Origin of the sequence: Pantoea sp. App145, assembly GCF_047947045.1 — a bacterium.
Classification (GTDB): domain Bacteria; phylum Pseudomonadota; class Gammaproteobacteria; order Enterobacterales; family Enterobacteriaceae; genus Pantoea.
In genome coordinates this window covers 698,255-722,432 of record NZ_CP133290.1, presented here as the reverse complement: position 1 = coordinate 722,432, position 24,178 = coordinate 698,255, and the positions used below count along the sequence as shown (strand labels likewise).

At 55.3% G+C, this 24,178-nt stretch carries 22 protein-coding genes; 7 read left to right on the top strand and 15 right to left on the bottom strand.

Annotated elements, in window-relative coordinates; translation table 11 throughout:
- The 5 genes from RCF31_RS03240 to RCF31_RS03220 are packed head-to-tail and all read right to left on the bottom strand — an operon-like array spanning window position 1 to window position 7,190.
- Window positions 1–5,568 carry an AAA family ATPase gene (locus RCF31_RS03240; protein ID WP_416412477.1) on the bottom strand — a complete coding sequence of 1,856 codons (5,568 nt, stop codon included), beginning with the start codon at window positions 5,566–5,568 and terminating at the stop codon, window positions 1–3.
- Window positions 5,568–5,951, bottom strand: a complete 384-nt coding sequence (locus tag RCF31_RS03235; protein ID WP_299453108.1) for a response regulator transcription factor — start codon at window positions 5,949–5,951, stop codon at window positions 5,568–5,570. Before RCF31_RS03235 ends, RCF31_RS03240 begins: the two co-directional genes overlap by 1 nt.
- Window positions 5,952–5,995: 44 nt before the next feature.
- Window positions 5,996–6,250: a XapX domain-containing protein gene (locus tag RCF31_RS03230; protein WP_299453109.1), complete on the bottom strand. Its 255-nt coding sequence runs from the start codon at window positions 6,248–6,250 to the stop codon at window positions 5,996–5,998.
- 2 nt (window positions 6,251–6,252) lie between these two features.
- The gene (locus RCF31_RS03225) at window positions 6,253–6,453 is read right to left on the bottom strand and encodes a DUF1427 family protein (RefSeq protein ID WP_416413200.1); all 201 of its coding nucleotides are present in this window, start codon (window positions 6,451–6,453) and stop codon (window positions 6,253–6,255) included.
- A 50-nt stretch (window positions 6,454–6,503) separates the two neighbouring features.
- Window positions 6,504–7,190, bottom strand: a complete 687-nt coding sequence (locus tag RCF31_RS03220; RefSeq protein WP_084874831.1) for a hydrolase — start codon at window positions 7,188–7,190, stop codon at window positions 6,504–6,506.
- Between the two features lie 280 nt (window positions 7,191–7,470).
- Here RCF31_RS03220 and RCF31_RS03215 point away from each other — a divergent pair, with 280 nt between their 5' ends.
- Genes RCF31_RS03215 through RCF31_RS03200 form a run of 4 tightly spaced genes read left to right on the top strand, consistent with a single transcriptional unit; the run spans window position 7,471 to window position 12,266 of the window.
- Window positions 7,471–9,348 carry an amidohydrolase gene (locus RCF31_RS03215; RefSeq protein ID WP_299453112.1) on the top strand — a complete coding sequence of 626 codons (1,878 nt, stop codon included), beginning with the start codon at window positions 7,471–7,473 and terminating at the stop codon, window positions 9,346–9,348.
- Between the two features lie 4 nt (window positions 9,349–9,352).
- Window positions 9,353–9,781, top strand: coding sequence for a DoxX family protein (locus tag RCF31_RS03210; protein WP_084878462.1), 429 nt, complete (start codon window positions 9,353–9,355; stop codon window positions 9,779–9,781).
- Complete coding sequence (locus tag RCF31_RS03205) at window positions 9,768–11,396, top strand: MFS transporter (protein ID WP_416412476.1); 1,629 nt, start codon at window positions 9,768–9,770, stop codon at window positions 11,394–11,396. The genes RCF31_RS03210 and RCF31_RS03205 overlap by 14 nt, the downstream gene beginning before the upstream one ends.
- A 51-nt stretch (window positions 11,397–11,447) precedes the next feature.
- Window positions 11,448–12,266, top strand: a complete 819-nt coding sequence (locus RCF31_RS03200; RefSeq protein WP_416412475.1) for an alpha/beta fold hydrolase — start codon at window positions 11,448–11,450, stop codon at window positions 12,264–12,266.
- A 71-nt stretch (window positions 12,267–12,337) separates the two neighbouring features.
- On the opposite strand, the gene RCF31_RS03195 is transcribed toward RCF31_RS03200, so the two are convergent.
- The 8 genes from RCF31_RS03195 to ampC all read right to left on the bottom strand — a co-directional run bounded on the left by RCF31_RS03195 (window position 12,338) and on the right by ampC (window position 19,625).
- Window positions 12,338–13,063 carry a pirin family protein gene (locus RCF31_RS03195; RefSeq protein ID WP_416412474.1) on the bottom strand — a complete coding sequence of 242 codons (726 nt, stop codon included), beginning with the start codon at window positions 13,061–13,063 and terminating at the stop codon, window positions 12,338–12,340.
- Between the two features lie 203 nt (window positions 13,064–13,266).
- Entirely contained in the window at window positions 13,267–14,268 is a 1,002-nt protein-coding gene (gene gap, locus RCF31_RS03190) for a type I glyceraldehyde-3-phosphate dehydrogenase (protein ID WP_416412473.1), read from the bottom strand.
- 151 nt (window positions 14,269–14,419) lie between these two features.
- Window positions 14,420–15,439, bottom strand: a complete 1,020-nt coding sequence (locus RCF31_RS03185) for an alpha/beta hydrolase (protein WP_416412472.1) — start codon at window positions 15,437–15,439, stop codon at window positions 14,420–14,422.
- A gap of 48 nt (window positions 15,440–15,487) precedes the next feature.
- Entirely contained in the window at window positions 15,488–15,925 is a 438-nt protein-coding gene (locus RCF31_RS03180) for a helix-turn-helix domain-containing protein (RefSeq protein ID WP_416412471.1), read from the bottom strand.
- Window positions 15,926–16,060: 135 nt separating this feature from the next.
- Window positions 16,061–17,389 (bottom strand): NAD(P)/FAD-dependent oxidoreductase, encoded by a 1,329-nt coding sequence (locus RCF31_RS03175; protein ID WP_416412470.1) that lies wholly within the window; start codon window positions 17,387–17,389, stop codon window positions 16,061–16,063.
- Between the two features lie 45 nt (window positions 17,390–17,434).
- Window positions 17,435–17,830, bottom strand: a complete 396-nt coding sequence (locus RCF31_RS03170) for a VOC family protein (RefSeq protein ID WP_299453129.1) — start codon at window positions 17,828–17,830, stop codon at window positions 17,435–17,437.
- Between the two features lie 3 nt (window positions 17,831–17,833).
- The gene (locus RCF31_RS03165) at window positions 17,834–18,301 is read right to left on the bottom strand and encodes a GNAT family N-acetyltransferase (RefSeq protein WP_416412469.1); all 468 of its coding nucleotides are present in this window, start codon (window positions 18,299–18,301) and stop codon (window positions 17,834–17,836) included.
- A 193-nt stretch (window positions 18,302–18,494) separates the two neighbouring features.
- Window positions 18,495–19,625, bottom strand: a complete 1,131-nt coding sequence (ampC, locus tag RCF31_RS03160; protein WP_416412468.1) for a class C beta-lactamase — start codon at window positions 19,623–19,625, stop codon at window positions 18,495–18,497.
- 155 nt (window positions 19,626–19,780) lie between these two features.
- Here ampC and RCF31_RS03155 point away from each other — a divergent pair, with 155 nt between their 5' ends.
- Both RCF31_RS03155 and RCF31_RS03150 read left to right on the top strand, forming a co-directional pair.
- Window positions 19,781–20,620, top strand: coding sequence for an aldolase (locus RCF31_RS03155; RefSeq protein WP_313687729.1), 840 nt, complete (start codon window positions 19,781–19,783; stop codon window positions 20,618–20,620).
- Between the two features lie 62 nt (window positions 20,621–20,682).
- Window positions 20,683–21,012, top strand: coding sequence for a DHCW motif cupin fold protein (locus RCF31_RS03150; protein ID WP_416412467.1), 330 nt, complete (start codon window positions 20,683–20,685; stop codon window positions 21,010–21,012).
- Between the two features lie 48 nt (window positions 21,013–21,060).
- On the opposite strand, the gene RCF31_RS03145 is transcribed toward RCF31_RS03150, so the two are convergent.
- On the bottom strand, window positions 21,061–22,323 hold the full coding sequence (locus tag RCF31_RS03145; RefSeq protein ID WP_416412466.1) for an acid phosphatase: 1,263 nt from the start codon (window positions 22,321–22,323) through the stop codon (window positions 21,061–21,063).
- A gap of 75 nt (window positions 22,324–22,398) precedes the next feature.
- Window positions 22,399–22,638 carry a hypothetical protein gene (locus RCF31_RS03140; protein ID WP_208715096.1) on the bottom strand — a complete coding sequence of 80 codons (240 nt, stop codon included), beginning with the start codon at window positions 22,636–22,638 and terminating at the stop codon, window positions 22,399–22,401.
- A 343-nt stretch (window positions 22,639–22,981) separates the two neighbouring features.
- On the opposite strand from RCF31_RS03140, the gene hpxO reads away from it, so the two are divergent.
- Window positions 22,982–24,139: an FAD-dependent urate hydroxylase HpxO gene (hpxO, locus tag RCF31_RS03135; RefSeq protein WP_299449245.1), complete on the top strand. Its 1,158-nt coding sequence runs from the start codon at window positions 22,982–22,984 to the stop codon at window positions 24,137–24,139.
- Window positions 24,140–24,178: the final 39 nt, after the last annotated feature.

The window sequence follows — 24,178 nt, the reverse complement described above, 5'->3', positions numbered from 1 at the left end:
TTAAGCACTGGCTGGCGGCTCGACGGGTAAGGTAAACCAGAAGCGGCTGCCATACTCAGCCCGGTTTTCCCCGCGCAGTTCGCCACAGTGTTTTTTGATGATCCCCTGACTAATGGTCAGCCCCATTCCCATCCCTTCTTTTTTGGTGGTGTAGAACGAATCAAAAATATGTTCCAGCACCTCATCAGGAATGCCAGATCCCGTGTCATGAACTTCAAAGCGAATGGTGTCGGGTGTGGGATTGGAGGTCGCCAGTGTCAGAATTAGCGGACGCTGTTCAATGCCGGTCATGGCATCAATAGCGTTCACCACCAGGTTCAGCAGCACCTGTTGAATCTGAATGCGGTCGCAATACACCTCGGCACAATCGGCATGCAGTTTCAGCTCCAGCGAGATCCATTTTCTTTCAATCTCCGCGCGTGACAGTGCCAGAATATCGCGCGCAATCAAATGCAGGTTCGCTTTAGCAAATACCGAGTCATGTTTGCGGGTTAACGCCTGCAGGCCCCGGATAATGTCACCTGCGCGTTTTCCTTCCTGCAAAATCTCATCCAGGCTGAAACAGGCATTCTCGATATGCCGGGGTTCGCGTTTCAGCCAGCGCTGGCTGGCACCGGCATGGGCCACGATCGACATTAATGGCTGGTTGATTTCGTGCGCGATCGAGGCGGTTAACTGCCCTACGGTGGTGGCGCGCGAAACCCGGGCGAGATCGGCCTGTGCCATACGCGCCGCATCCTCTGCCCGACGTTGTACGGTAATGTCGGAAATGGTGCCAAAGTATTCTTTGACTTCCGGCCAGTTCTCCACCGGATCGCCAATTCCTTTGATATAACGATATTCGCCATTTGGCCGGATGATGCGAAATTCCGCCTGCATGCTGATGCCGTTCTGCACACTGTCGCGCACCAGCTCATTAATACATTGAAAGTCGTCAGGGTGCACAACGGTCATGAAATCCGCCATCGACCAGCTTTGCTGCTGCTCGGGCAGACCGAGAATACGCATATACTCATCCGACACAGACAGTCGGTCCTGCCCGATATCCCAGCTCCAGGTGCCGGTATGGCTGATTTTCTCCCCCATCATCAGGGAGGTCTGGCTGGCGCGCAGCTGCTTCTCCACGCGTCTGCGGTGAATGTTCTCCTCAAGCAATTCGGCATACAGGCGCGCGGTCTCAATGGATACCGCTGCCTGCGCGCTGAGGGTTTTGACGATATGCGATTGCTCGGCGGTGAACACATCCGGCATCAGCCGGTTTTCCAGATATAACACCCCAACCATATTGGCCTGCTTGAACATCGGCACACACATCACGGCTGCGCCGGAGGAAACCAGATAAGGGTCCTGACTGAAGGGACTGAAATCTTCCGGTTTACCGGTACGAATCTCCTGCCCGGTGCGGATCACCGCGGAAAGCACCGACAGCGGCAAATCGGTGGCGGCTGGCCGTTCTTTGACGATCCTGACTTTTACACCATCGGCATTGGCTTCGGCCCAGGCTTCCGTTTCCGGGACATTGCCGTCCAGCACGCGAATCAGCAGGCAACGCTGCGCCCCGGCGCGCTCCAGCAGCATCCGCATCAGAATATGGATCAGACGGTCAAGATTGATCTCCTCCGTCAGGGCGCGTACCGCTGTCACCACACTTTCGAGGTCACGAATGGATTCGTCTTCAAAGGGAATGGTGGTGAACGCGTAGCTTTGTTTTTGCGTCGCCAGTTGCGGATAGCGTTGTTCCAGCTGGCGCACCTTGGCCTGTGCGCCCCAGTTTTCCCAGCCGCTGATCGCCCCTTTTAAATAGGCATCGGCGGGCACGTCGAATTTCCAGCCTTTGGCGCAATACCCCGCCAGCTCGTAAGCCAGTGCGTTGATGTGCTGATAACCTGACTTGCGTGACAAATTAATCGCCATCTCGTACTGGCTTAACGCCTCGCCCACTTCACCGCGCAGGCGGGCAAGTTCCGCCGCGATCAGCGCGGCTTTATCGGCAAACAGCTCGGGATTAAGCACCGACCATTGGACAATCTTGTCAAAATGGTTGTGGGCCTGTTGATGAACTTTGGCGCTCGCCTGCCCGGCAGACAGCGGCACCGTCAGGCTCAGTGCGCTAAAGAAATGTAAATCCAGCAGATAGATATAACCAGGCACGGCGCTTATCAGCTGCGTCGCCTCGGCGAAACAGGGCAAGGCCAGGGCATATTCGCCCGCATAAAAATGCGCCATACCGCGATACAAATATGACCAGAACAGCACCATCGCTTTAGGACCGGACACCGGCCCAGGCTCGCTGCCGGTAAGTTGTGTCGGATAGAGATCGATACCGCTGAATTTGGTATGGCTGCTGCCACGCAGATGGATGACAAAATGCTTCTGCATCAGCAGCACGTTTTCGACATCGGGATAAAAAGATTTTTGCGTAAAGGCCAGGCCACGTTCGATGGTGGTCTGCACCGACTCCAGATGATCACCGCGCGTCAGGTAGTTCATCACCTGATGACGCAACGACAGGCAGGCAAAGGATTTATCGCCGTGCGCCAGCGCGACGTTAAAGCTTTTTTTCGCGTAATCGATTGCGAAGGCCAGCGGCTGCGTCCAGATCCCCACCTGATCGAGCGGCAACAACGTGCGCGCTTTAAAACGCACAAAGTTGTGCTTTTCGGCCAGCTGCGTGGCTAACATGCCGGATTTAAAGCCGTAGTGGTATTCCTGGTAGCGATCGGTGATCAGTACGCTAAACCATGACAGGCCAAACACCGACGCACCACTGATACCGTGGTCCAGCGTCATATCCAGCATTTTGCACACCAGCAGCAGGTGCAACTGCGGGCAGTCATAAGAGGAAGCAAAAATGGTGCTGGCCATCAGGTTCAGCACCGACTCTTTTTCGCGGTTCGCCATCAGCGGCAACGTACCCAGGGTGACGGACGGATCCGGCCCCAGGCGCGCTTTCAGTGCGTACCAGGCCGCGTTGCACTCATCCTCATCCGGATAGCGATTGAAATGCACACCGAACACCGCCAGCCAGGCCAGCGCGGTTTCCAGTGCCAGATAGTTGTCTGACTGCCGCATATGGATCTCAGCCGACAGGCAAGCCGCCGCCGATTTCTCCGTCAGGCTGCCCGGCATCCCCAGCAGCACAGTGCACTGGGCCTGTGCTGCGCTGAGATTGCCCTGCAGGAACTGGCACTCCGCTTCCTCGAAGCCCAGTAAAAAATGGTCAGAGGTGGGTTGCTGCTGATCCAGCGCGCGGGCCGTTTGCAGATAGCGTAACGCCGACGCGTAATCGCCAGCGCGTTTGGCGCGCTGCGCCGCGGTAAGGCTGAGGCGAAAGTAATTGCGACTTTGTGCCGGGGTCATCGGCACATCCGCCGCCATCGCAATATGGTGCACCGCGCGAAACAGCGTTTCGTTACCTTCGGCGCGCGGCGCACACTCCGCCAGCAGACAGGCGGCCTGTTGATGGATCCGTAACTTTTGCTTAAAACCAATCAGCAAAAAGGCCGCATCATGGACGCGGTCATGAGTGAAGGTGTATTCATCGTTGACGATGGTAATAAACTTTGCGGCGATGGCGGGTCGCAGCCGCTCCTGAATTTTGCGCTGACCAGCCCCCAGGATCTGGCTGAGCAGCGCCAGCTGACCATTTCCCCCCAGACAGGCCAGGCTGCCGAGCAGTTGCCGGGTCGCTTCAGGCATGCGCTCCAGCTGGCGTACCACCAGGCTGGCGACATTATCGGTATACTGACGCGCCTGCAACGCGCTCTGGTCGTAATGCCATTTCAGCGGATCTTTGGTGTAAAAGATGAGCCCGTCATCGATAGCCTGTTTAAAAAACTCTTGCAGGAATAGCGGATTACCACCGGTTTTCTCATGGATCAGCTGGGCCAGCTCGCTGGTGCCGCTGGTGCGGGTATGCAACATACCCGCCAGCCAGCGGGCGACCATTTTGACGTTAAGCGGCTGCGGTGTCAGCTGGGTGATACGTGCTGCGGCACTCTGGATGCGTGCCAGAAAACCGGCTACCTGCCGACAAGGCATCGACTCCGCATCCCGATGTGCGATCACCAATAAGAATGGCAGATGCTCATTACGCTGAAACACCCTCTCCAGCAGTTGCAGGCTGGCCTGATCTGCCCAGTGCACGTCATCAATCAACATCACCAGCGGTTTACCGGATGAGGCGAACGCTTTGATTAACGCACCGGCCATCTGGTGAAAACGTTCGCGCGCATCGATTAACGGATCGGTACTGACCACAGGTTGCGCAATATCCAGCAACTGGCGCAGTTCCGGCACCAGTTCAATTGCCAGCTCGACATCATGGCCCAACGCTCGTGTTAAGCGCGTCCGCCACACCTGTACATCCGCCGCGGGCAGACCGAGCAGATACAACGTCAGGGTACGGAAGGCGGCGCTCAGCGCAGAGTATGGCACCTTGGGGGAATGTTGATCGGCTTTGCCGACCGTCAACAAAATGGGCTTGTGCTGCAGCTTTTTCAGCGCCGAGGCAATGATGGCAGACTTCCCTGATCCCGGCGCACCGCCGATCATCACCAGATGATGGGTACCGCTGTGCTGCGCCTCCTCCAGTGCGTTCAGTAACTCCCGCGCCTGCGGATGGCCGGTAAACAGCGTTTCAACACGATAATTCGTCGTGAAACGTTCCTGCAAACCCAGGGTAAAAGGGGCGATGGTGCCCTCTTGCGTCAGCGTCGCCTTGCAGCGCCGCAGATCGGCCAGCAAGCCGTCAATGGTTTGATAACCATCGGCGGGCGATTTTGCCAGCAGACGCAGGATGATGGCCGACAGCATCGCCGGGACATCCGGGCGAATTGATTCTGGTGGACGTGGCGCGGTCGCCAGATGATGGTGGATCCACTCAGCCTGCCCCGCCTGGGGCGAACCAAACGGCAGCCTGCCGGTGAGCATTTCATACAACACCACGCCCAGACTGTAGAGATCGCTGAGGTTGCTGACCGGATAAGGCGTGCGTCCGGTATGTTCCGGCGACATGTAAGCCAGCGTGCCGCCCGACGCACGCAGCGAATTTTTCAGCTGGGAATCGACGGTGACGGAGGCCAGCCCAAAGCCACCCAGACGGTAGGAACCGTCGTTATTCAGGAACAGATGGGCGGGTTTGATATCGCCGTGCACAATCCCCTGGTGATGGGCCTGACTCAATGGCAAACATAGCTGAATAGCATTGCGTAAATAATCCGCGATCTGCTCCGGCGGCACCCCGATAATCCCCGCCAACGTTCGATAAGGAAACTGCGGATACACCAGCGCATAGTGCCCCTGGTGACGGGTAAAGCCCGCCGGTTTCACCGCCCAGCGCGGAGCCAGATGCGGGGCCAACGCCAGCTCGTTTTTTAATAACTGCGTCGCCTGAAATGCCACCTCGTCACTGGCGGCAGTGGCGATCAGCACGGTTTCACCGGCAGCAAATCGCCCCATCAACCAGGCAATGCTGCCATCCTGCGCCAGCGGGGTCAGCATTATCTCTTCCGGCAGGATGATCTTCGCTTCGTCGTTACCTTCCTGCGGGACAGAGATAATGCCCATTATGGTGTTTCCCCCTGCGACAGTTCGCTACGGATAATGGTCAGGAGCGTATCAACATCAATGGGTTTTCGCAAAAAGGTCACCGCACCCAGCGCAATCGCATACCACTGCACGGATTCTTCCTGATCGGCAGAGATGAAAACCACGGGCAGAGCCACGGATTGTTGTTTCAGGACTGAGTAAAGTTCAAAACCGCTCATTCCTTTCAATCTGACGTCGATGATCAGCATAGCCGCGCCGGTTAATGCTGACTCGTTTTGGAGGAGTTCTTCGCCCGATTCATACAGGCTGGTGGTGTATCCGTCAGAATGCAGTAAATTGCTCAGGCCATTACGGACTGAGCGTTCATCATCAACGATAACAATGTGCTGTGGTAGCGTCATGCTGTAATCCTCTGATAATCCTCACGCGCACGTGAGGATATTCCTTAGGGTCCCTTCTCTCCACCAGGTGGTGGCGTGCCACTGATTTTGGGCACACATTCATGGCGGAACCAGGCCAGGGTTACCGGTTGGCGACGGATCAGGCGTTGCGCCAGCGGGACCAGTTGCTCCCCCACCAGCATGCCAAATAATCCCAGCAACGCGATCACTGGCGGCGCAGGGGAATTGACATCTATCAGACCATAAATCACGCCCGCCAGCATACCCACCACCAGCGAAATAACATATGACTTCAGCATGGTCAGGATCTCTTATCGACGTGGCTTGTGACCGCAGCGGTCTGCTGCACTGGCTTCACCAGATGAATCAGCTGCCCGCCAATAATCATGCCCAGCAAACCGATGAGCGCGATTGCCGGTGGTGCGGGTGAACGGACCCGGAGCAGTGCATAGAACAGGCCGACCAATACGCCTGCCCCCAGAGAAATGATCAAAGGATTCATCATGATCCTCCTGAGACCGGCACATCAGAGTGCCGGTCATCGCAAGGGAATTAACGTGCCGGAACCGGCGCCAGGGTGCGATGTTCGCTTTCCTGACGTGATGGCGCTTTGTGCACCATGGTGTAAGCGTAATCAACGCCGATGCCGTAGGCACCAGAATGCTCTTTGGCAATCTTCATTACAGCGTCATAGGTATCACGATGCGCCCAGTCACGCTGCCACTCCAGCATCACCTGCTGCCAGGTTACCGGGATCACCCCAGCCTGGATCATGCGCTGCATGGCATAGTCGTGGGCTTCTTTTGAGGTGCCGCCAGAGGCATCCGCTACCATATAGATTTCATAGCCGCCTTCCAGCATGGCGCACAGGGCGAAGCTGTTGTTACACACTTCGGTCCACAGGCCGGAAACCACCACTTTTTTCTTCCCGTTAGCGGCCAGCGCATCACGGACTTTCTGATCGTCCCATGAGTTCATGGAAGTACGTTCCAGGATATCCAGCCCCGGGAACACGTCCAGCAGTTCAGGGTAGGTATAGCCAGAGAAACTCTCGGTTTCGACCGTGGTGATGATGGTCGGAATGTTAAATACCTTCGCCGCTTTCGCCAGCGCGACCGTGTTATTTTTCAGTACCTGACGATCGATTGACTGCACGCCAAACGCCATCTGCGGTTGCTGATCGATAAAGATAATCTGGCTGTTATGCGGGGTCAGAACTTCAAGCTTAGAGTTGGACATGAATGTACCCATTGAGGTTAGTAACTGGATTTCCGCGAACATAAATACGGAGCAAAAGTGGCAGTCACCGGTTGGTTACTGTCAGATCGCAGTTTAGGGGGCATTACATGACCGGACTATTATCTCTGTGTATAAGTATACGAACGTATAGGTATCCCTTTGTATAACTAGACGGCGTTTCTCCCCGCTTACCATAATCCTGAGCTGATGGTGCTCTGACGCCCTGCGACAGCGCGCATTTCCCGTCCTGCTATTCGGACATCTCAGTTCAGGAGGATCTATGGTGACGCTCGGTAAAGCAGAGCTGATTTTAATCAACGGTAAATTCCACACCGTTGACCGCGCCAACCCGGTGGCTGTCGCCGTGGCGATTCGTGAAGGCAAATTTCTGGCCGTCGGAAGCGAGGCCGAAGTGATGGAGCATCATTGCGAAGGCACGAAAGTGATTGATCTTAAGGGACATACTGCCATTCCTGGTCTGAATGACTCCCACCTGCACCTCATCCGTGGCGGCCTCAACTACAACCTGGAACTGCGCTGGGAAGGCGTACCGTCGCTGGCTGATGCGCTGCGCATGTTAAAAGAGCAGGCGCTGCGTACCCCGTCGCCGCAGTGGGTGCGCGTTGTCGGTGGCTGGACTGAGTTCCAGTTTGCCGAACGCCGGATGCCAACGCTGGAAGAGATCAACGACGCGGCACCGGACACCCCGGTGTTTATTCTGCATCTCTACGATCGCGCCCTGCTCAACCGCGCCGCACTGAAAGTGGTGGGATACACCAAAGACACACCAAACCCGCCAGGGGGTGAAATCCAGCGCGACAGCAACGGTAACCCAACCGGTATGCTGATTGCCCGCCCCAACGCGATGATCCTGTACGCCACACTGGCGAAAGGACCGAAACTGCCGCTGGAATTGCAGATCAACTCCACCCGTCAGTTTATGCGTGAATTGAATCGCCTCGGCCTGACCAGCGCCATCGATGCGGGCGGCGGCTTCCAGAATTATCCTGACGATTATGAAGTGATTGCCGAGCTGCACAGCAAAAAGCAGATGACGGTGCGCATCGCCTATAACCTGTTTACCCAGCGTCCCGGTCATGAACTGGAAGATTTCGAAAAATGGACCGATATGCTGACGCCCGGCCAGGGCAGCGACTACTTCCGCCATAACGGTGCCGGTGAAATGCTGGTGTTCTCGGCGGCTGACTTTGAAGATTTCCTCGAACCGCGCCCGGACCTCGCCCCGGGGATGGAAGATGAGCTGGAGCGCGTGGTGCGTCATCTGGTGGAACATCGCTGGCCGTTCCGTCTGCACGCCACTTACAACGAATCCATCAGCCGCATGCTGGATGTGTTTGAAAAAGTGGATCGCGATATTCCATTTAACGGCCTGCATTGGTTCTTCGACCATGCGGAAACCGTGACGCAGAAAAATATCGACCGTATCAAAGCCCTCGGTGGCGGCATTGCGGTGCAACATCGTATGGCGTTCCAGGGCGAATATTTTGCCGAACGTTATGGCATCGAGGCCACCCGCCACACCCCGCCGGTGGCGCGCATGCTGGAAACCGGTGTCCCGGTGGGTCTGGGCACTGACGCTACCCGTGTGGCCAGCTACAACCCGTGGACCGCGCTCTACTGGCTGGTTTCCGGCCGCACTGTGGGCGGCATGCAGATGTATGACGTCAATGCCCGCCTCGACCGTGACACCGCGCTGATGTTGTGGACTCAGGGCAGCGCCTGGTTCTCCAGTGAACAGGGCAAAAAAGGACAGATCAAAGTCGGCCAGCTGGCAGATATGGCGGTGCTGAGTAAGGATTTCTTTAGCGTACCGGAAGAGGAAATCAAAGGTATTGAGTCAGTGCTGACGGTGGTGGATGGCAACGTGGTGTATGCCGCCGGATCCTTTAGCTCAGAAGCCCCACCGACGCTGCCGGTGTTGCCGGAATGGTCACCAGTGGTGAAGGTGCCTGGTCATTACCGCAGTGCGCCACCGGATGCCATGACCCGCGTGGGTATGATGCCGCAGGCGCATCATTGCAGCGGTCCCTGTGGAGTCCACAGCCACCAGCATGATATTGCGCGTGGTGCCAATGTCCCGGTAGCCGAAGATAACGCCTTCTGGGGCGCGCTCGGTTGCAGCTGCTTTGCGTTTTAACATCATGAAAACGTCATCGTTTTTCTCCATCCCGCCCCGGATCGATCTGGGGCTGTTTTTCCTGCGTCTGACGGGCAGCCTGTTACTTTTGCATGTCCATGGCTTACCGAAAGTGTTTCATTTTCAGGAAGAACTGACGCGTATCGAAGACCCGTTCGGCATGGGGCCGTATATGAGCCTGATCCCGGCGATTGTGGCAGAAGTGATCTGCCCGATCCTGATCATCCTCGGCTGGTGGTCACGTCTGGCCTGTCTGCCGATTATCGGCGTATTGCTGGTGGCGATGCTGGCGGTTCACCCGGACTGGTCGATCGCCGATGGTCAGTTTGGCTGGCTGCTGCTGATTATCTTTACCACGCTGGCGCTGACAGGGCCGGGAGCCTGGCGCATCGGCGTGAAGCCAAAGCAGGAGCTGCGCCATGGCACAGGTTAATGATATTCACAGCGCCGGAGCCGAACTCCCGAGCGAATTACCGGTGCAAGCCGCTTCACCGTGGCAGCCTCTCCGACAACCGGTTTTCCGTATGCTGTGGCTGGCGACGGTGGTGTCCAACATCGGTTCATGGATGAACGATGTGGGCGTCAACTGGAGCATGCTGACGCTCAGCAGCGATCCCTTAATGGTGGCGCTGGTGCAGGCGGCCAGCAGTCTGCCGATGTTTCTGTTCGCGCTGCCTTCCGGGGTGATGGCCGATATTGTCGATCGCCGTAAATATCTGCTGTTTTCGCAGCTGTGGGTATTTATCGCCGCCAGCGGCCTGACGCTGCTTTCCTGGGCCGGTTTAGTCACACCTGCCGTGCTGCTGATTGCCGCCTTTCTGCTGAGCACCGGCGCAGCGATGAGTTCACCGCCCTTCCAGGCCATCGTGCCTGACCTGGTAAACAAAAATGAGCTGGGCCCGGCCATCGCGCTTAACTCTCTCGGTATTAACATCAGCCGTGCCATTGGTCCGGCGCTGGGTGGCCTGATCCTGTCATTTGCCGGTCCGTGGATGGTGTTTCTGCTCAATGCGTTGTCAGTGCTCGGGGTCGCCTGGGTGCTGTATCGCTGGCAGGCCGCCCCCAGTATCCAGCGGCTGCCACCGGAACACTTTTTCCCTGCGGTGCGGGTGGGATTGCGTTATGTCCATGCGGCACCGGTGTTCCGCAATGTGCTGGTGCGCACCTGCGCCTTCTTCCTGTTTGGCAGCGCCGGATGGGCCTTGTTACCCCTGGTGGCAAGACGTGAACTGGGACTCGGCCCCGGCGGCTACGGCATTATGCTGGCTTGTATCGGCCTCGGGGCCATCTGTGGCGCGGTGTTACTGCCGGGATTGCGCAAAAAATTCAGCGCCGATCGGTTGATGGTGCTGGCCAGCCTGATGTTTGGCCTGACCATGCTGGCGCTGGCGTTTATCCGTCATTTCTGGTGGCTGAATGCCTGCGAATTCTTCACCGGATTCGCCTGGATTGCGGTGCTCTCCACTCTCAATCTTGGCGCGCAGCGTAGCGCCGCCAAATGGGTCAAGGCCCGCGCGCTGGCGGTGTACCTCACGGCATTCTTCGGCTCCATGACCGTAGGCAGCGCCGTATGGGGGCAACTGGCGACGCATTTCTCGATTCCGGTTTCACTGTCGATTGCTGCTGTGGGGATGTTTTTATCCTGCGCCACCGTCTGGCGCTGGCGGCTCGACCAGGACCCTGATTTAAATCTTGAGATTCTGAACGACAGCGACAACAGCCCGGTGCCGGACGTGCATCACAATCGTGGCCCGGTGATGGTGAGCTACGAGTATCGAATCCGCCCGGAAGACGCTCATGATTTTACCGTCTGTATGCAGGATATGCGCCGCGTACGGCGTCGTGGTGGCGCGATCAACTGGTCGATTTATGAAGACGTGCTGCAACCCGGCATTTTCGTCGAAACCTTTGTGGTGGGGTCCTGGATGGAACATCTGCGCGAAAAGGAACGCTACACCATGAACGACCGCAAGATTCAGAGCCGGGTCTACGCCTTCCATCAGGGCGAAAACATGCCCGACGTTCGCTATCTGGTGGCCCCGGCCTGACACAGGCCGCCCAGGCATATCAATCAACTCAATCAACAAGAGGTCCATGCAATGAGCACTTTCAGAACCACAGACGGTACGCAGATTTATTTTAAAGATTGGGGTACAGGTAAGCCGGTGCTGTTCAGCCACGGCTGGCCGCTGGATGGGGATATGTGGGATAGCCAGATGAATTTCCTGGCGGAACGTGGCTATCGCGTTATTGCGTTTGACCGTCGTGGCTTTGGCCGCTCAGAGCAGCCCTGGCAGGGATATGATTACGATACCTTCGCTTCCGACATTAACGATCTGATCAACTGCCTCGGTCTGGAAGACGTTACGTTAGTTGGTTTCTCCATGGGTGGTGGCGACGTCACCCGCTATATCGCCAATTATGGCACCGCTCGCGTTGCGGGACTGGTGCTGCTGGGCGCGGTGACGCCGATCTTTGGTAAAGCCGAAGATTATCCGCAGGGCGTGGATTTATCGGTGTTTGCTGGTATCCGTGACGGATTGAGAAAAGATCGTGCGCAGTTTATCAGTGATTTCGCCGCGCCTTTCTATGGCACCAACGCGGGCCAGACCGTTTCTGACGGCGTGCTGACGCAGACGTTGAATATCGCCCTGCTGGCATCACTGAAAGGGACGCTGGATTGCGTCACCGCGTTTTCTGAAACGGATTTCCGTCCGGATATGCAGAAGATTGACGTGCCGACGCTGGTTATACACGGCAGCAATGATCAGATCGTCCCCTTTGCCACCACCGGCAAAGTTGCGGCTGAGATGATTAAGGGTGCAGAACTGAAGGTGTACGAGAATGGTCCGCATGGTTTCGCGGTTACCCATCAGGATCAGTTAAATGAAGATCTGCTGGCGTTTCTGCAACGCTAGTCACAGCGTCAGGGGCGAATAAATTCGCCCCTGACGTGTAGGGTCGGCATTGATGCCGACCTTGCCAATGGTTATCGGGTCGGATGATTTACTTCAAGCGGACGCAAATCAAACACTAACACCTCGGCCTCATCGCCTTCGCTGAAGGTCAGCGTTTTTTCATTGCGCACCCGCGCACCATCTCCGGCTTTAAATTTCACGCCATTCACCGTGATGCTGCCGCGTGCCACATGGATATACGCATAACGATCATCATCCAGCGTCAGGGTCTGCTGCTCACCTGCACTGAAGAGTCCGGCGTAGATACGCACATCCTGACGAATGCTGAGTGAACCTTCCTGACCTTCCGGAGAAACGATCAGACGCAGATTGCCACGTTTGTCACTCTCAGGTACCGAGATTTGCTGATAGCCCGGCGGTGAGTTCTTCTCAGATGGCACCACCCAGATTTGCAGGAAGTGAACGCCATCCTCACTGGAGTGGTTAAACTCGCTGTGCGTCACGCCGCTGCCGGCACTCATCAGCTGCACATCACCCGGGACAATCACCGAACCCGTTCCCATCGAGTCTTTATGTTCCAGCGCGCCTTCCAGCACATAGGAGATAATTTCCATGTTGCTGTGCGGATGTGCACCAAAACCACGCGCTTTCGCCACCTGATCATCGTTGATGACTAACAGGTCGGAGAAACCTACCTGTTTCGGATCCCAATAGTTGGCAAACGAGAAAGTATGGTGCGAATGCAACCAGCCGTGCGCGCCGACACCACGTTGTTCTGACAGGCGTTGTTCAATCATGATCTGCTCCTCAATTCTCTGTGTTAACCGGGTAAAGGAGTGATGTCCCCTTCGTTGAACACAGATTAAGGTAAACAGATTTGCCAAGCAATGACGTGAAATTGCAATCAGTGTAACGAATTGGTGGACAATAAGGTCAATAAAAAGCGCGATAAATTGCGCCGCTACAGATCGACGGCGCAACGTATCACGCTATAAGTGACTTAAAGGCTGGAAAACTTATGCAGCACGCGAACCAGCTGAGTGACAAAGCCGTATTCGTTGTCATACCAGGAGACGGTTTTCACCAGCTGGATATCACCGGCTTCGCTGATTTCGGTCTGGGTTGCATCGAAAATCGAACCAAAGGGCACGCCAATCACGTCGGAGGAAACAATCGGATCGTCGGTATATTTAAACGACTCATTGTTTTCACAGGCTTTTTGCAGCGCAGCGTTAATCTCATCCACCGTGACTTTTTTATCCAGCACCGATACCAGTTCGGTGACAGAACCGGTTTTCACCGGCACGCGCTGCGCATGCCCTTTCAGCTTGCCAGACAAGGCCGGAATCACCAGGCCGATGGCTTTCGCTGCGCCCGTGGTATGCGGAATGACGTTTTCTGCTGCGGCACGTGAGGCGCGGAAATCTTTACCACGCGGCCCATCAACCAGCGCCTGGGTGCCAGTGTAGGCATGGACGGTGGTCATGGTGCCGACTTTAATGCCAAAGCTGTCGTTCAGCGCTTTCGCCATCGGTGCCAGGCAGTTAGTGGTGCAGGAAGCCACCGAAATGATGGTATCAGCCGCATCGAGCGTGTCATCGTTGACGTTAAACACGATGGTTTTCATGTCACCGGCCGGGGCAGAAATCAGCACTTTTTTCGCGCCAGCATCAATATGCGCCTGGGCTTTGTCCGCGGAGGTATAGAAGCCGGTGCATTCAATCACCACATCCACACCGAGCTGACCCCACGGGATGTTCTTTGCGTCTTTCTCAGCAAAAACCTGGATACTTTTGCCATCAACCACCAGGTTGTTGCCTTCAGCACTGACCGATACCGGGAAAGCACCGTAGTTGGAATCGTACTTCAGCAGATAAGCCAGCATTTCTGGCGAAGTGAGATCGTTGATAGCAACAATTTCAACCGCTTCTTTTTGCTCAAGAATACGACGCAGAACCAGGCGACCAATGCGACCAAAGCCGTTAATACCGATTTTTTTCATGATAGAAGTCCTTGCCATGGGTGAAGAGGAATTCAATAACAACCGGGAAAGATGACAATTAAATTAACTCAACTGCCGCCATCTCCCCCACGCATTCTGTGCGCAAAATTTCCGCAATGAAAAACGCCAGCGTGGATGCTGGCGTCGCGGATTAGTTGAGGTGCAGTTTTATTTCTGCGCCTGCCTGTTGCAGCGCGGTGCGTACTGTTGGCTCTTGGCTCAGGGCATTCAGTAAGCCATAGTCATGGATCATGCCGTTGTAACGGGTGACGGTGACGGGCACGCCTGCTGCGTCCAGTTTGCGTCCAAACGCTTCACCTTCATCACGCAACACATCCAGTTCGGCGGTTTGAATCAGCGTTGGCGGTAAGCCGCGTAACTGTTCAGTGGTGGCGCGTAACGGGGATGCCAGAATATTGTTGCGATCTTTTTCACTCGGGGCATAGCTATCCCAGAACCACTTCATCATGTTTTTGGTCAGGAAGTGGCCATCCGCGAACTGCTGGTAAGAAGCATCATCAAAGCTGGCGTTGGTGACCGGCCACAGCATGACGTCATAACGAATCGCCGGGGTGTGGAATTGTTTGGCCTGTAACGCCACTGCCGCCACCATATTGCCCCCGACGCTATTGCCGACCAGTGCCAGGCGGCTGCCATCGACGCCAATCTCTGCGCCATGCTGCGCGACCCATTTGGTGGCTTCATAAGCCTGAGTAATGGCGACCGGGAAATGTGCTTCCGGCGATGGGGTGTAATTAACAAACACCGCTGCCGCGCCTGATGCATTCACCAGATCGCGTACCAGGCGCTCATGCGTCTGATAATCGCCTAACACCCAGCCACCACCGTGGAAAAACATAAACACCGGCAATACGCCCTGCGCATGTTCTGGCTTCACGATGGTCAGCGTCAGCGGCTGACCCAGTACCTGAATGACTTTTTCACTCACCTGGGCAGCAGGCAGCTTGACGCCCTTCTGCGCGCCAATCAGTACCTGACGTGCCGCTGCTGGTGAAAGTTGCTCAATCGGTTTGCCGTTACCGCTGTTCAGCACTTTAAGAAAGGCCGCGACACCCGCTGTCGGTGCGGGAAGGTTTTCTTCGCTCGCGGCAAACGCTGCACTTATCTGACTCGCCAGTAATAAAGCACCCATCACCATCTTCAATTTCATTGTCTTTCCTTTTCAAATGTTACGTTAAACAACGCAATGGTTTTTCGCTTATTTGTTTTTTAACAGTTCTGCCGTCAGGTGGAAGAATGCGCCTTTGTCATTAGCATATTGCCCCCTGATTTCACCCGGGGTGGCATGAATATATTTTTTAAAAATACGGGTGAAGGTTTGCTGGCTGGTAAAACCATTTTCTATCGCAATTTCCAGCAGGGTTTTCTGGCTATGAATAATGGAAAACGTCGATCTGATGACCCGTCTCAGACGTATATATTCGCCGAGGTTATACCCGGTTACGTCGCGGAAGATCCGCTGGAAATGCCAGTGCCCATAACCACTTTTCCCGGTTACGGTGCTGACACGAATATTTTCGTCATACAGGTGGTCTTCAATCCAGTGGATAATGTCATCCACCACCGAATAAATAATCTTTTCATGCACCGGATAAGAGGTGGGCAGAAATGTCTTCTCAGCCGTCATCGAGTTCATATAACACCCTGCCTTGCAGATATTGAATAACAATATCAATCAGCTGTGGTGTAAAAGAAAGTTATACAAACGGATAGGTATACGAATGGATAATTGATTTTTATTTTTGGCCGCCCTTGAGGGCGACCGTGCGCATTACATCATCTGTGGCTCGCGAATCGCATTACCACGGGCAAAACGGCTCAGGCTATAGGGAGACAAATCGGTATAGGGCTGATCGTTCATCACCAGCTGTGAACACAACTTCCCGGCCCCCGGGCCGATGCCAAAACCATGACCACTAAAGCCAGAGGCGACGATCAGACCCGGAATCTGCGGAATTTCGTCAATCACCGGCACCAGGTCCGGGGTAGTATCAATCCAGCCACCCCAGGCATGATCGACGGCAATACCCTGTAATACCGGGAATTCATGCACCATTTTGGCAATCGCTTCGCGCAAAATTTGCTTGTCCGCCGCCGGATCCAGCACGCGGATTTTTTCAAACGGCGAGACCGCGTCCATCGACCAGGATCCTGCCGCTTCCGGACCGGAAAAGAACGAGCTATTGATGCGGATTTTCAGCTTTTTGGCGATTTTGCTGCGGTACATGGGATAAAAGCGTGTGGCATAACGCAGGTTCTGCGGCGCCAGGTCCAGTTGCCCGCGCCCGGATATTGCCACGGTATAAGATCCATCCAGACGCCGACGCATCGCCAGTCCAGGCACACTCAGACAGCCCGGGGTCACTTCTGCCGCCACTGTAGTCTTAAATGCCGTACCCAGAATGTTGGCGCTCGGCAGTTCAATGCCGTAACGCGTGCAGAAGCGTGAACTCCAGGCTCCGCCACAGCAGATGACCCGGCTGGTTTTGACCAGGCCGCGCTCGGTCCACACACCGGTTACACGACCGCCACTGATGTCCAGCCCGCGCACGGCACAGCGCTGCTGAATGTTGGCTCCCCGCTGCTGCGCCCCCATCGCCAGCGCAGGCACCGCCTGTGAAGGTTCAGCACGACCATCACTGGGCGACCACACACCACCCAGCCAGGTTGTTTTGCCACCAATACGTTCCTGAGCTTCTTTTGCCGACAGCAGCTGGCTGTGAAAACCGATATTTTTCGCCTGTTGACCCCAGCTTTCCCACTTTGCCAGGTCTGCCGCTTCGGTGGTGCCGTACAGGATACCGGTACGGCGGAAACCCAGGTCCCTGCCGATTTCATCCCCCAACTCAGACCAGCGTTGCAGGCTGTACATCGCCATCGGCAGCTCGTAAAGATCGCGGTTTTGTTGTCGCACCCAGCCCCAGTTGCGGCTGGATTGTTCGCAGGCCATCACCCCTTTTTCAAACAGCGCCACCGACACGCCGCGCTTCGCCAGTTCATAGGCGACCGAGGTACCGATGATTCCACCACCAATCACCACCACATCAGCCTGTGCAGGAAAGACTGGGCTGTCAGGCACTGCATCAATCTTTATGCGCATAGATCGTCCTCAACGTCTCAGGAACTGCATAAATCCAGGATGCCTTTACCGATTCTGATAGAGGTCCCAGCGGTTGCCGTAAATATCCTCAAACACCACTACCGTGCCGTATTCCTCTTCACGAGGTTCTTCGCAGAAGGTCACACCCTTTGCTTTCATTTGCTGATAATCGCGCCAGAAATCATCGGTTTGCAGAAACAGGAACACGCGTCCCCCACATTGATTCCCGATAAAACCTTCCTGACGCGGATTTGAGGCTTTCGCCAGTAACAGGTTGCAGTCGCTCTCCGGGTTGGGGTTCACCACCACCCAGCGCTTACCGGGTTGCGGCGTATCTTCGATTAAATGGAATCCCAGTTTCTGCGTGTAATATTCAATGGCCCGATCATAATCATCCACCACGATAGCCACATATCCCATACAACGTTTTTGTGTACGCATTGTTCACTCCTTTGTGTTTAGTGGTTTCATCATAAAGACGCTGAGCGGATCGGGTAAATAAGGCGGGAAAGCCGTGCACTGGCGATAGCCCATTTTCTCGTACAGCCGGATAGCCGCCTGTTGCTGATTGCCGGTTTCCAGCCGGGTCACCTCATAGCCCTGCTGCATGGCGAGGGTCTCAAGACGCTGCACAATCGCCTCACCCAGTTGGTGACCGCGCCACGCCGGGCGCACATAGATGCGTTTTAATTCTGCACCCCCGTCACCCTGCAACAAAATCGCCCCACAGCCCACCGGATGGTCAGCGGCATCGGTGACTATCAGGCAATGCAGCATGCCATCCTCAACCGTGGCGAGATCCAGACAATGGTTACTTTCCGCCGGATAAAGCACGCTCTGGAAAGCATCCAGTTCAGCGATCAGCTGTTGTAAATCGGTATTTTGCGGGTGGGTGGTTTTGATAGTAAACATCCTTGCGATCCTTCTGTTCCGGCAGGTTATTGATACATTGCTCCACATTACTTTTATCGCGAGGGAAATAGACTGGGTAAGACTTCTTTCGTATAGATGATTTCGTTATCCGCCGCATAAAAACGTTGATAGCCCTGCCATAAGGTCAGCCACGAGGAGTAATCATTTGTCTGTAACGCACGTAACTGCATAGTTAATCCCTGCCTTTTATCATATTGATTATCTTATCCGCCGCCACGACCCGGTCATCATTCGGGAACCATTTATTCGCCAGCATAATCACGGCAATGTGCTCTGACGGGATAAATACCGCATAGGTGGAGAAACCATTGGTGGAGCCGGTTTTGTTGTACCACGCCTGTTGTGGCGCAGGCTGTAGCGGGCGAATGGGCTGAGCAGCCATGCCCTGCATAATCCTCTGCCCGCTATTCCCCGCCACCAGCGTATGTTGTGTTACCGGCAAGGAATAATATTCCCACATCATCGCCTGCGTGAACGCCTCGGTGTGATATTGCCCCTGATGGGTGATGGCGATCGCCCGCCGCCATTCGGGATCAATTTGCACGTTATTGATCTGAATCGCCAGCCAGCGGATCAAATCGGCGCTGGTTGATTTCAGACCATAGGCTTCAGCATCCAGCGGGCCAGGTGTGACACGTACCGGTTGATCCTGTTTGTTGTAACCCTGGGCATAGTTTTTCATCTCTACCGGTGGCACCTGTACCCAGCTGTGATGCATCCCCATTGCGGGCAGCAGCTGTTGTTCCATTGCCTGCCGGAATGGCTGATGCAAGCTTTTAGCGGCGATCATGCCCAGCATCCCAATACCGAGGTTGGAATAAACCCGCTGTGTGCCAGGCGGCGCAGAAGGTTGCCAGTGCTGATACCATGCCATCAGTTGCTGCTGATTGGTCACTGCATCCGGCACAAACAACGGCGTGCCGCTGGTATGCGTTGCAAGGTTAAGCAATGTGACGCGATCAAAAGCACTGCCCTTGAGTTCTGGCAGCCAGTGGCTGGCGGTGTCGCTGAACTGTAACTTGTGCCGGACTGCTGCATAGCTCGCCAGCGTCGCGGTGAAGGTTTTACTCAGCGAGCCAATTTCAAACAGCGTTTCATTGGTGATCGGCTGTTGTGTGGTTTTCGACGCCACGCCGTAGTTATAAAACGTGGTTTTACCGCGATAAAAAATCGCCACGGCCATGCCGGGCACCTGATATTGCTGCATCAGCGGTGTGACGATCGGGTCGATGTCGGGAGTCTGGGCCAGTACGCTGCCGCTCACCAGCACTGCCAGTACGGCGATTTTTTCCATTAAACGCATTGATATTCCTTTAATTTTGGTAACGGGCGGATTTCAACCAACCACAATAAATTAAGTGAACAACTTCACAACTGCAACACGGCGTTTGCTCGCTCAGGCGCAGCGGGAATTACAATGATCTCCTTATCTCGCGGTTTTTCAGGAGGAAACTCGTCATGTTCGTCACCAATAAAGTTCGCATGAATCGCCTGTTTCAACACGGAAAATGTCTCGATGTGGCTATCGATCACGGCATTGCTAATGAACCCGATTTTCTCATTGGCCTGGAAAATATTGCCGGTGTGATGCGCAACCTGATTGCTGCCCAGCCGGATGCCATTCAGGTCAATTACGGCCAGGCCGATTTGTTGCAACGCGAAGTGGGACGCAAACCGGCGTTGGTGATGCGTACTGACGTCGGTAACGCCTATAACGCCGCCCGTCATCGCGAAATGTGGGCGGTGCTGCACAATCCGGAAGAACCGATTCTCGCCGCATTGCAGATGGATGCCGCTGCGGTGGTGGTCAATCTGTATCTGATCCCTGACGAACCTGGCATCTTCCGCATGTGCGTGGAGAATATTGGTCGCCTGCGCCAGGCCTGCGATCGTTACGCGATGCCGCTGATGATTGAACCGCTGGTGATGGCCCCTGCGGGACAGGGTGCCGCGTACGGCTCGATCGGTGACGTGGAGAAAATCGTGCCGCTGGTACGCCTGGCGCGCGAGTTGGGTGCCGATATCGTCAAAGCCGATCCGACTGAGAACGTGGAAGACTTTCATCGCGTGGTGGAAGCGGCGCGCTGCCCGACGCTGGTGCGCGGTGGCGGCAAAGGCGAGCTGGGTGCGGTACTGCAAAAAAGCGCGGCGCTGATGGCGCAGGGTGCCAGCGGCATGGTGTATGGCCGCAACGTTTACCAGCACGATAACCCATCACGCGTGGTGAAAGCGCTGATGGCGATTATTCATCAGGGAGCCAGCGGCCCGGATGCGCTGGAAATTTATCAGCAAGGTTAAGGGTTTGCTCCACGGATGAATACGGGTATAAACAATGTTCAACCCTCACCAGGATCAACATCGTGCAAATCACCCAGTTACCGTTTGGCATTACCCCGTGGGATCGCATCGAGCCGGAAACGCACCACGGAGAACGCGGCTTTGCGCTATGGCGTACGCAGCGTTTTAACGATATTCGTGTACGGATGGTGGAGTATTCACCGGGTTATCTGGCCGATCACTGGTGCCTGAAAGGGCATATTTTGTTGTGTCTTGAAGGTGAGATGCTGACCGAGCTGGAGGATGGCCGCTGTTTTACCCTGACTCCGGGCGTCAGTTACCAGGTCGCCGATAACGCCGAAGCGCATCGTTCATCAACGGAAACCGGTGCAAAGTTATTTATTGTCGATTAATCAATCGCGCCCTGTGTAGCGGCGCGATTCATCGCGCGATTTTAATCTTTACTGATGTTCCGCCAGTGAGTAAGCGGCGGTTAGATCCAGGCGTTGCCAGAAGGACTGATCCGCAGTGGTACCTGATAACGGATACCCTGCTGGCAGTGCCGATTTCACCATCAGCGCACGACGTTGCGCGTCAGACAACTGCGGCAACGCCGCTTTCAGCAGCACCTCAGCCCCAGCTGGTACAGTCACCGCCACATTTTTACCCGCGGCTTTCGGCAGGTTGTAGCTCATGGTAAAGCGATAGAACTGCTTCATCTGCGGCGAGGTGTAAGGGTCATCCTGACCGGCACTGCGTGCGCACTCTGCCAGCGAGGTACCACACTCTTTCTCCAGCGCCGCACGCAGCTGATCGCGCGCCTCACTGAACAGCGCCTGGTAGCGCGTGTCGTTCAGGTAATTGGCAACGTTACGTTCGGCCACCATGCGTGAACCCATCACATCCAGCGGGTAATGCACGCCCAGCACCAGACGCGAATAACCATAACGCGCACCACGGGTGACCAGCGCTTCAAAGCGTTCCGGCACCATCTCGGCCATCAGCAAGGCATCGGTGTAACCGGTGTTGGTATGGCCACTCGGAAAAGAACCGCCATCGGCGGTATACGGTTGATTATCTTTCACTACCGTATCATCCGGCACCAGATGGATGGTGTTGCCTTCATGCAGGAACGGGCGCGGATAGTTGAAATGCTTTTTCGCCGCGCCGGTGCTGACTTCGCTGGCCTTAATCAGTGCAGCAGCTTTGCCCAGTTCGCCCTTGTCATAGGCAGCCAGAAACGCTTTGCCCAGACGTGGACCCAGCGCATCGGCGAGGAAATAAAGATGGTTGATGCCTTCAGCATCGGCCAGCGCCTGATGGCGCGTGCCATGGGTGGCATTCAGATTGATGTTGGTGACAGTGGCGCGGTTGGCATCCAGCACGCTGGCCGGCAGAGCGCTAAAACCCGACAGCAGCGCGATGCCTGCCTGCTGATTGGCTTTGGTCTGGAAATCGTAACCTTTACTTTTCAGCCATGCGTAGTCAGCTTGCGTTGGTGACTGTTTGGCTTTTTCCAGCAGGTTACGCGTCAGCGCTGGGTTGTTACCCTGTAACGCAGCACGTTCAGCCTGCAACATCTGCTGTTCAAGATCGTTGTAACCTGCGTGAGCAGAACCGGTTGAAGTCTGGCTGGCGAGCGCGGCGGCGTCCGGCAGTGAGATCGCATGCGCCTGCTGCGCCAGCAGCAAAACGGTGGCCATCAGTGTATAGCGGGTTTTCATTATTTTCCCCTGTTATCAGAATATTACCTTGCCGGGGAAACACGCTAGCACCCTGATGTGACAGTTTTATTTCATTTAACGGCACTGACTGGCACAGTTTTGTACGCAAATTTGTGCCAGCGAACCACATGCGCTGTCTTTATTGTTGTTGCATTGAGATTGCTGGATATAACAGTTCTGCTGGCAGGCAGAGACATCACATTTCGCTGCGGCGGGTGTCAGTTGCGGTAGCGGCGTTTTTTGCTGCGGCTGCCAGTTGGTTTGTGCTGCGACGCCCAGGCTGGTCAGCAGCAGCAACAGGATAGTCCACTTCATCGCCTTACCCTCGTGTGGTTGGTCAGAATCAGTATGGCACACGGCATATGGCACCGACCCGTAGCGGCGCGATTTATCGCGCAATTTTGAGTTCTGAGCAAAAAAAAGCGCGATAAATCGCGCCGCTACACTATGCACATAATGAAACTATTGATTCATTCCTTACATGCTTATGCATCAATTTAGTGCACGGCAATGAACTATTGTTGTGCATACCATGCATATCTCCCAAAATAAAATTGATTAAAATCAATAAATATCAACCCATTGGTTCCTCAGCTGCTGACATCCCCCTATTGGTACAAAAGTTGCAAGCCTAATCCGTATTGCAAAGGAGACGATTATGAAAGCGATTGTGATTGGTGCTGGCATCGGCGGAATGAGCGCGGCGATTGCGCTGGAGAAAGAAGGTTTTAGTACGGTGGTGTTCGAAGCGGTGAAAGAGATGAAACCGGTCGGTGCCGCCATTTCCATCTGGCCCAATGGTGTGAAGTGCCTGAATGCCCTCGGCATGAAAGAATCACTACGTGCGCTGGGCGGTAATATGGCGTTTATGGCCTACAACGATGCCCACAGCGGCAGCACCCTGACCCGCTTCAGCATGTCACCGCTGGTACAGCAGGTGGGCGAATATCCCTATCCGGTCGCCCGTGCTGAACTCCAGGCGATGCTGATTGATACCTATGGCCGCTCACGCATCAACTTTGGTAAGCGCGTGACTCAGGTGGAACAAACCGCGTCAGGCGTCACCGCCTGGTTTGACGATGGCAGCCAGCAAAGCGCCGATTTTCTCATCGCGGCTGACGGTACCCACTCGGTTATCCGGCATTATGTGCTGGGTGAAAACGTTGAACGCCGCTATGCCGGTTACGTTAACTGGAATGGCCTGGTGACCATCGATGAAAGCATCGCCCCGGCGGACCAGTGGACCACGTTTGTCGGTGAAGGCAAGCGCGTCTCGCTGATGCCCGTCAGCGACAACCGGTTCTACTTCTTCTTTGATGTCCCGCTGCCAAAGGGATTAGCGGAAGATCGCAGCACGTTGAAAAGCGACCTGAAAGGTTATTTTGCTGGCTGGGCAGAGCCGGTGCAGCGTCTGATCGACACCATCAACCCGGACACCACCAATCGCGTAGAAATCCACGATATCGAACCCTTCAGCCAGTTTGTCAAAGGCCGGGTAGCGCTGCTGGGTGATGCGGCGCACAGCACCACGCCGGATATTGGTCAGGGGGGATGCGCGGCAATGGAAGACGCCATTGTGCTGGCGCAGACGCTGGCAGCCCATTCGCTGGGGATAGAAGATGCGTTACTGCGTTATCAGGCGCGTCGCGTGGAACGTACCAAAGATTTAGTGCTGAAAGCGCGTAAGCGTTGTGATGTCACGCACGCGAAGGACGCGGCCATTACCGCCGCCTGGTATCAGGATCTGAAAAATGAAACCGGCGAGCGGGTGCTGGCCGGTATGTGCGACACCATCGAAGGTGGCCCGCTGGGGTAAGTGGCCTGGTCGGCATCAATGCCGACCTACTCCTGTAGG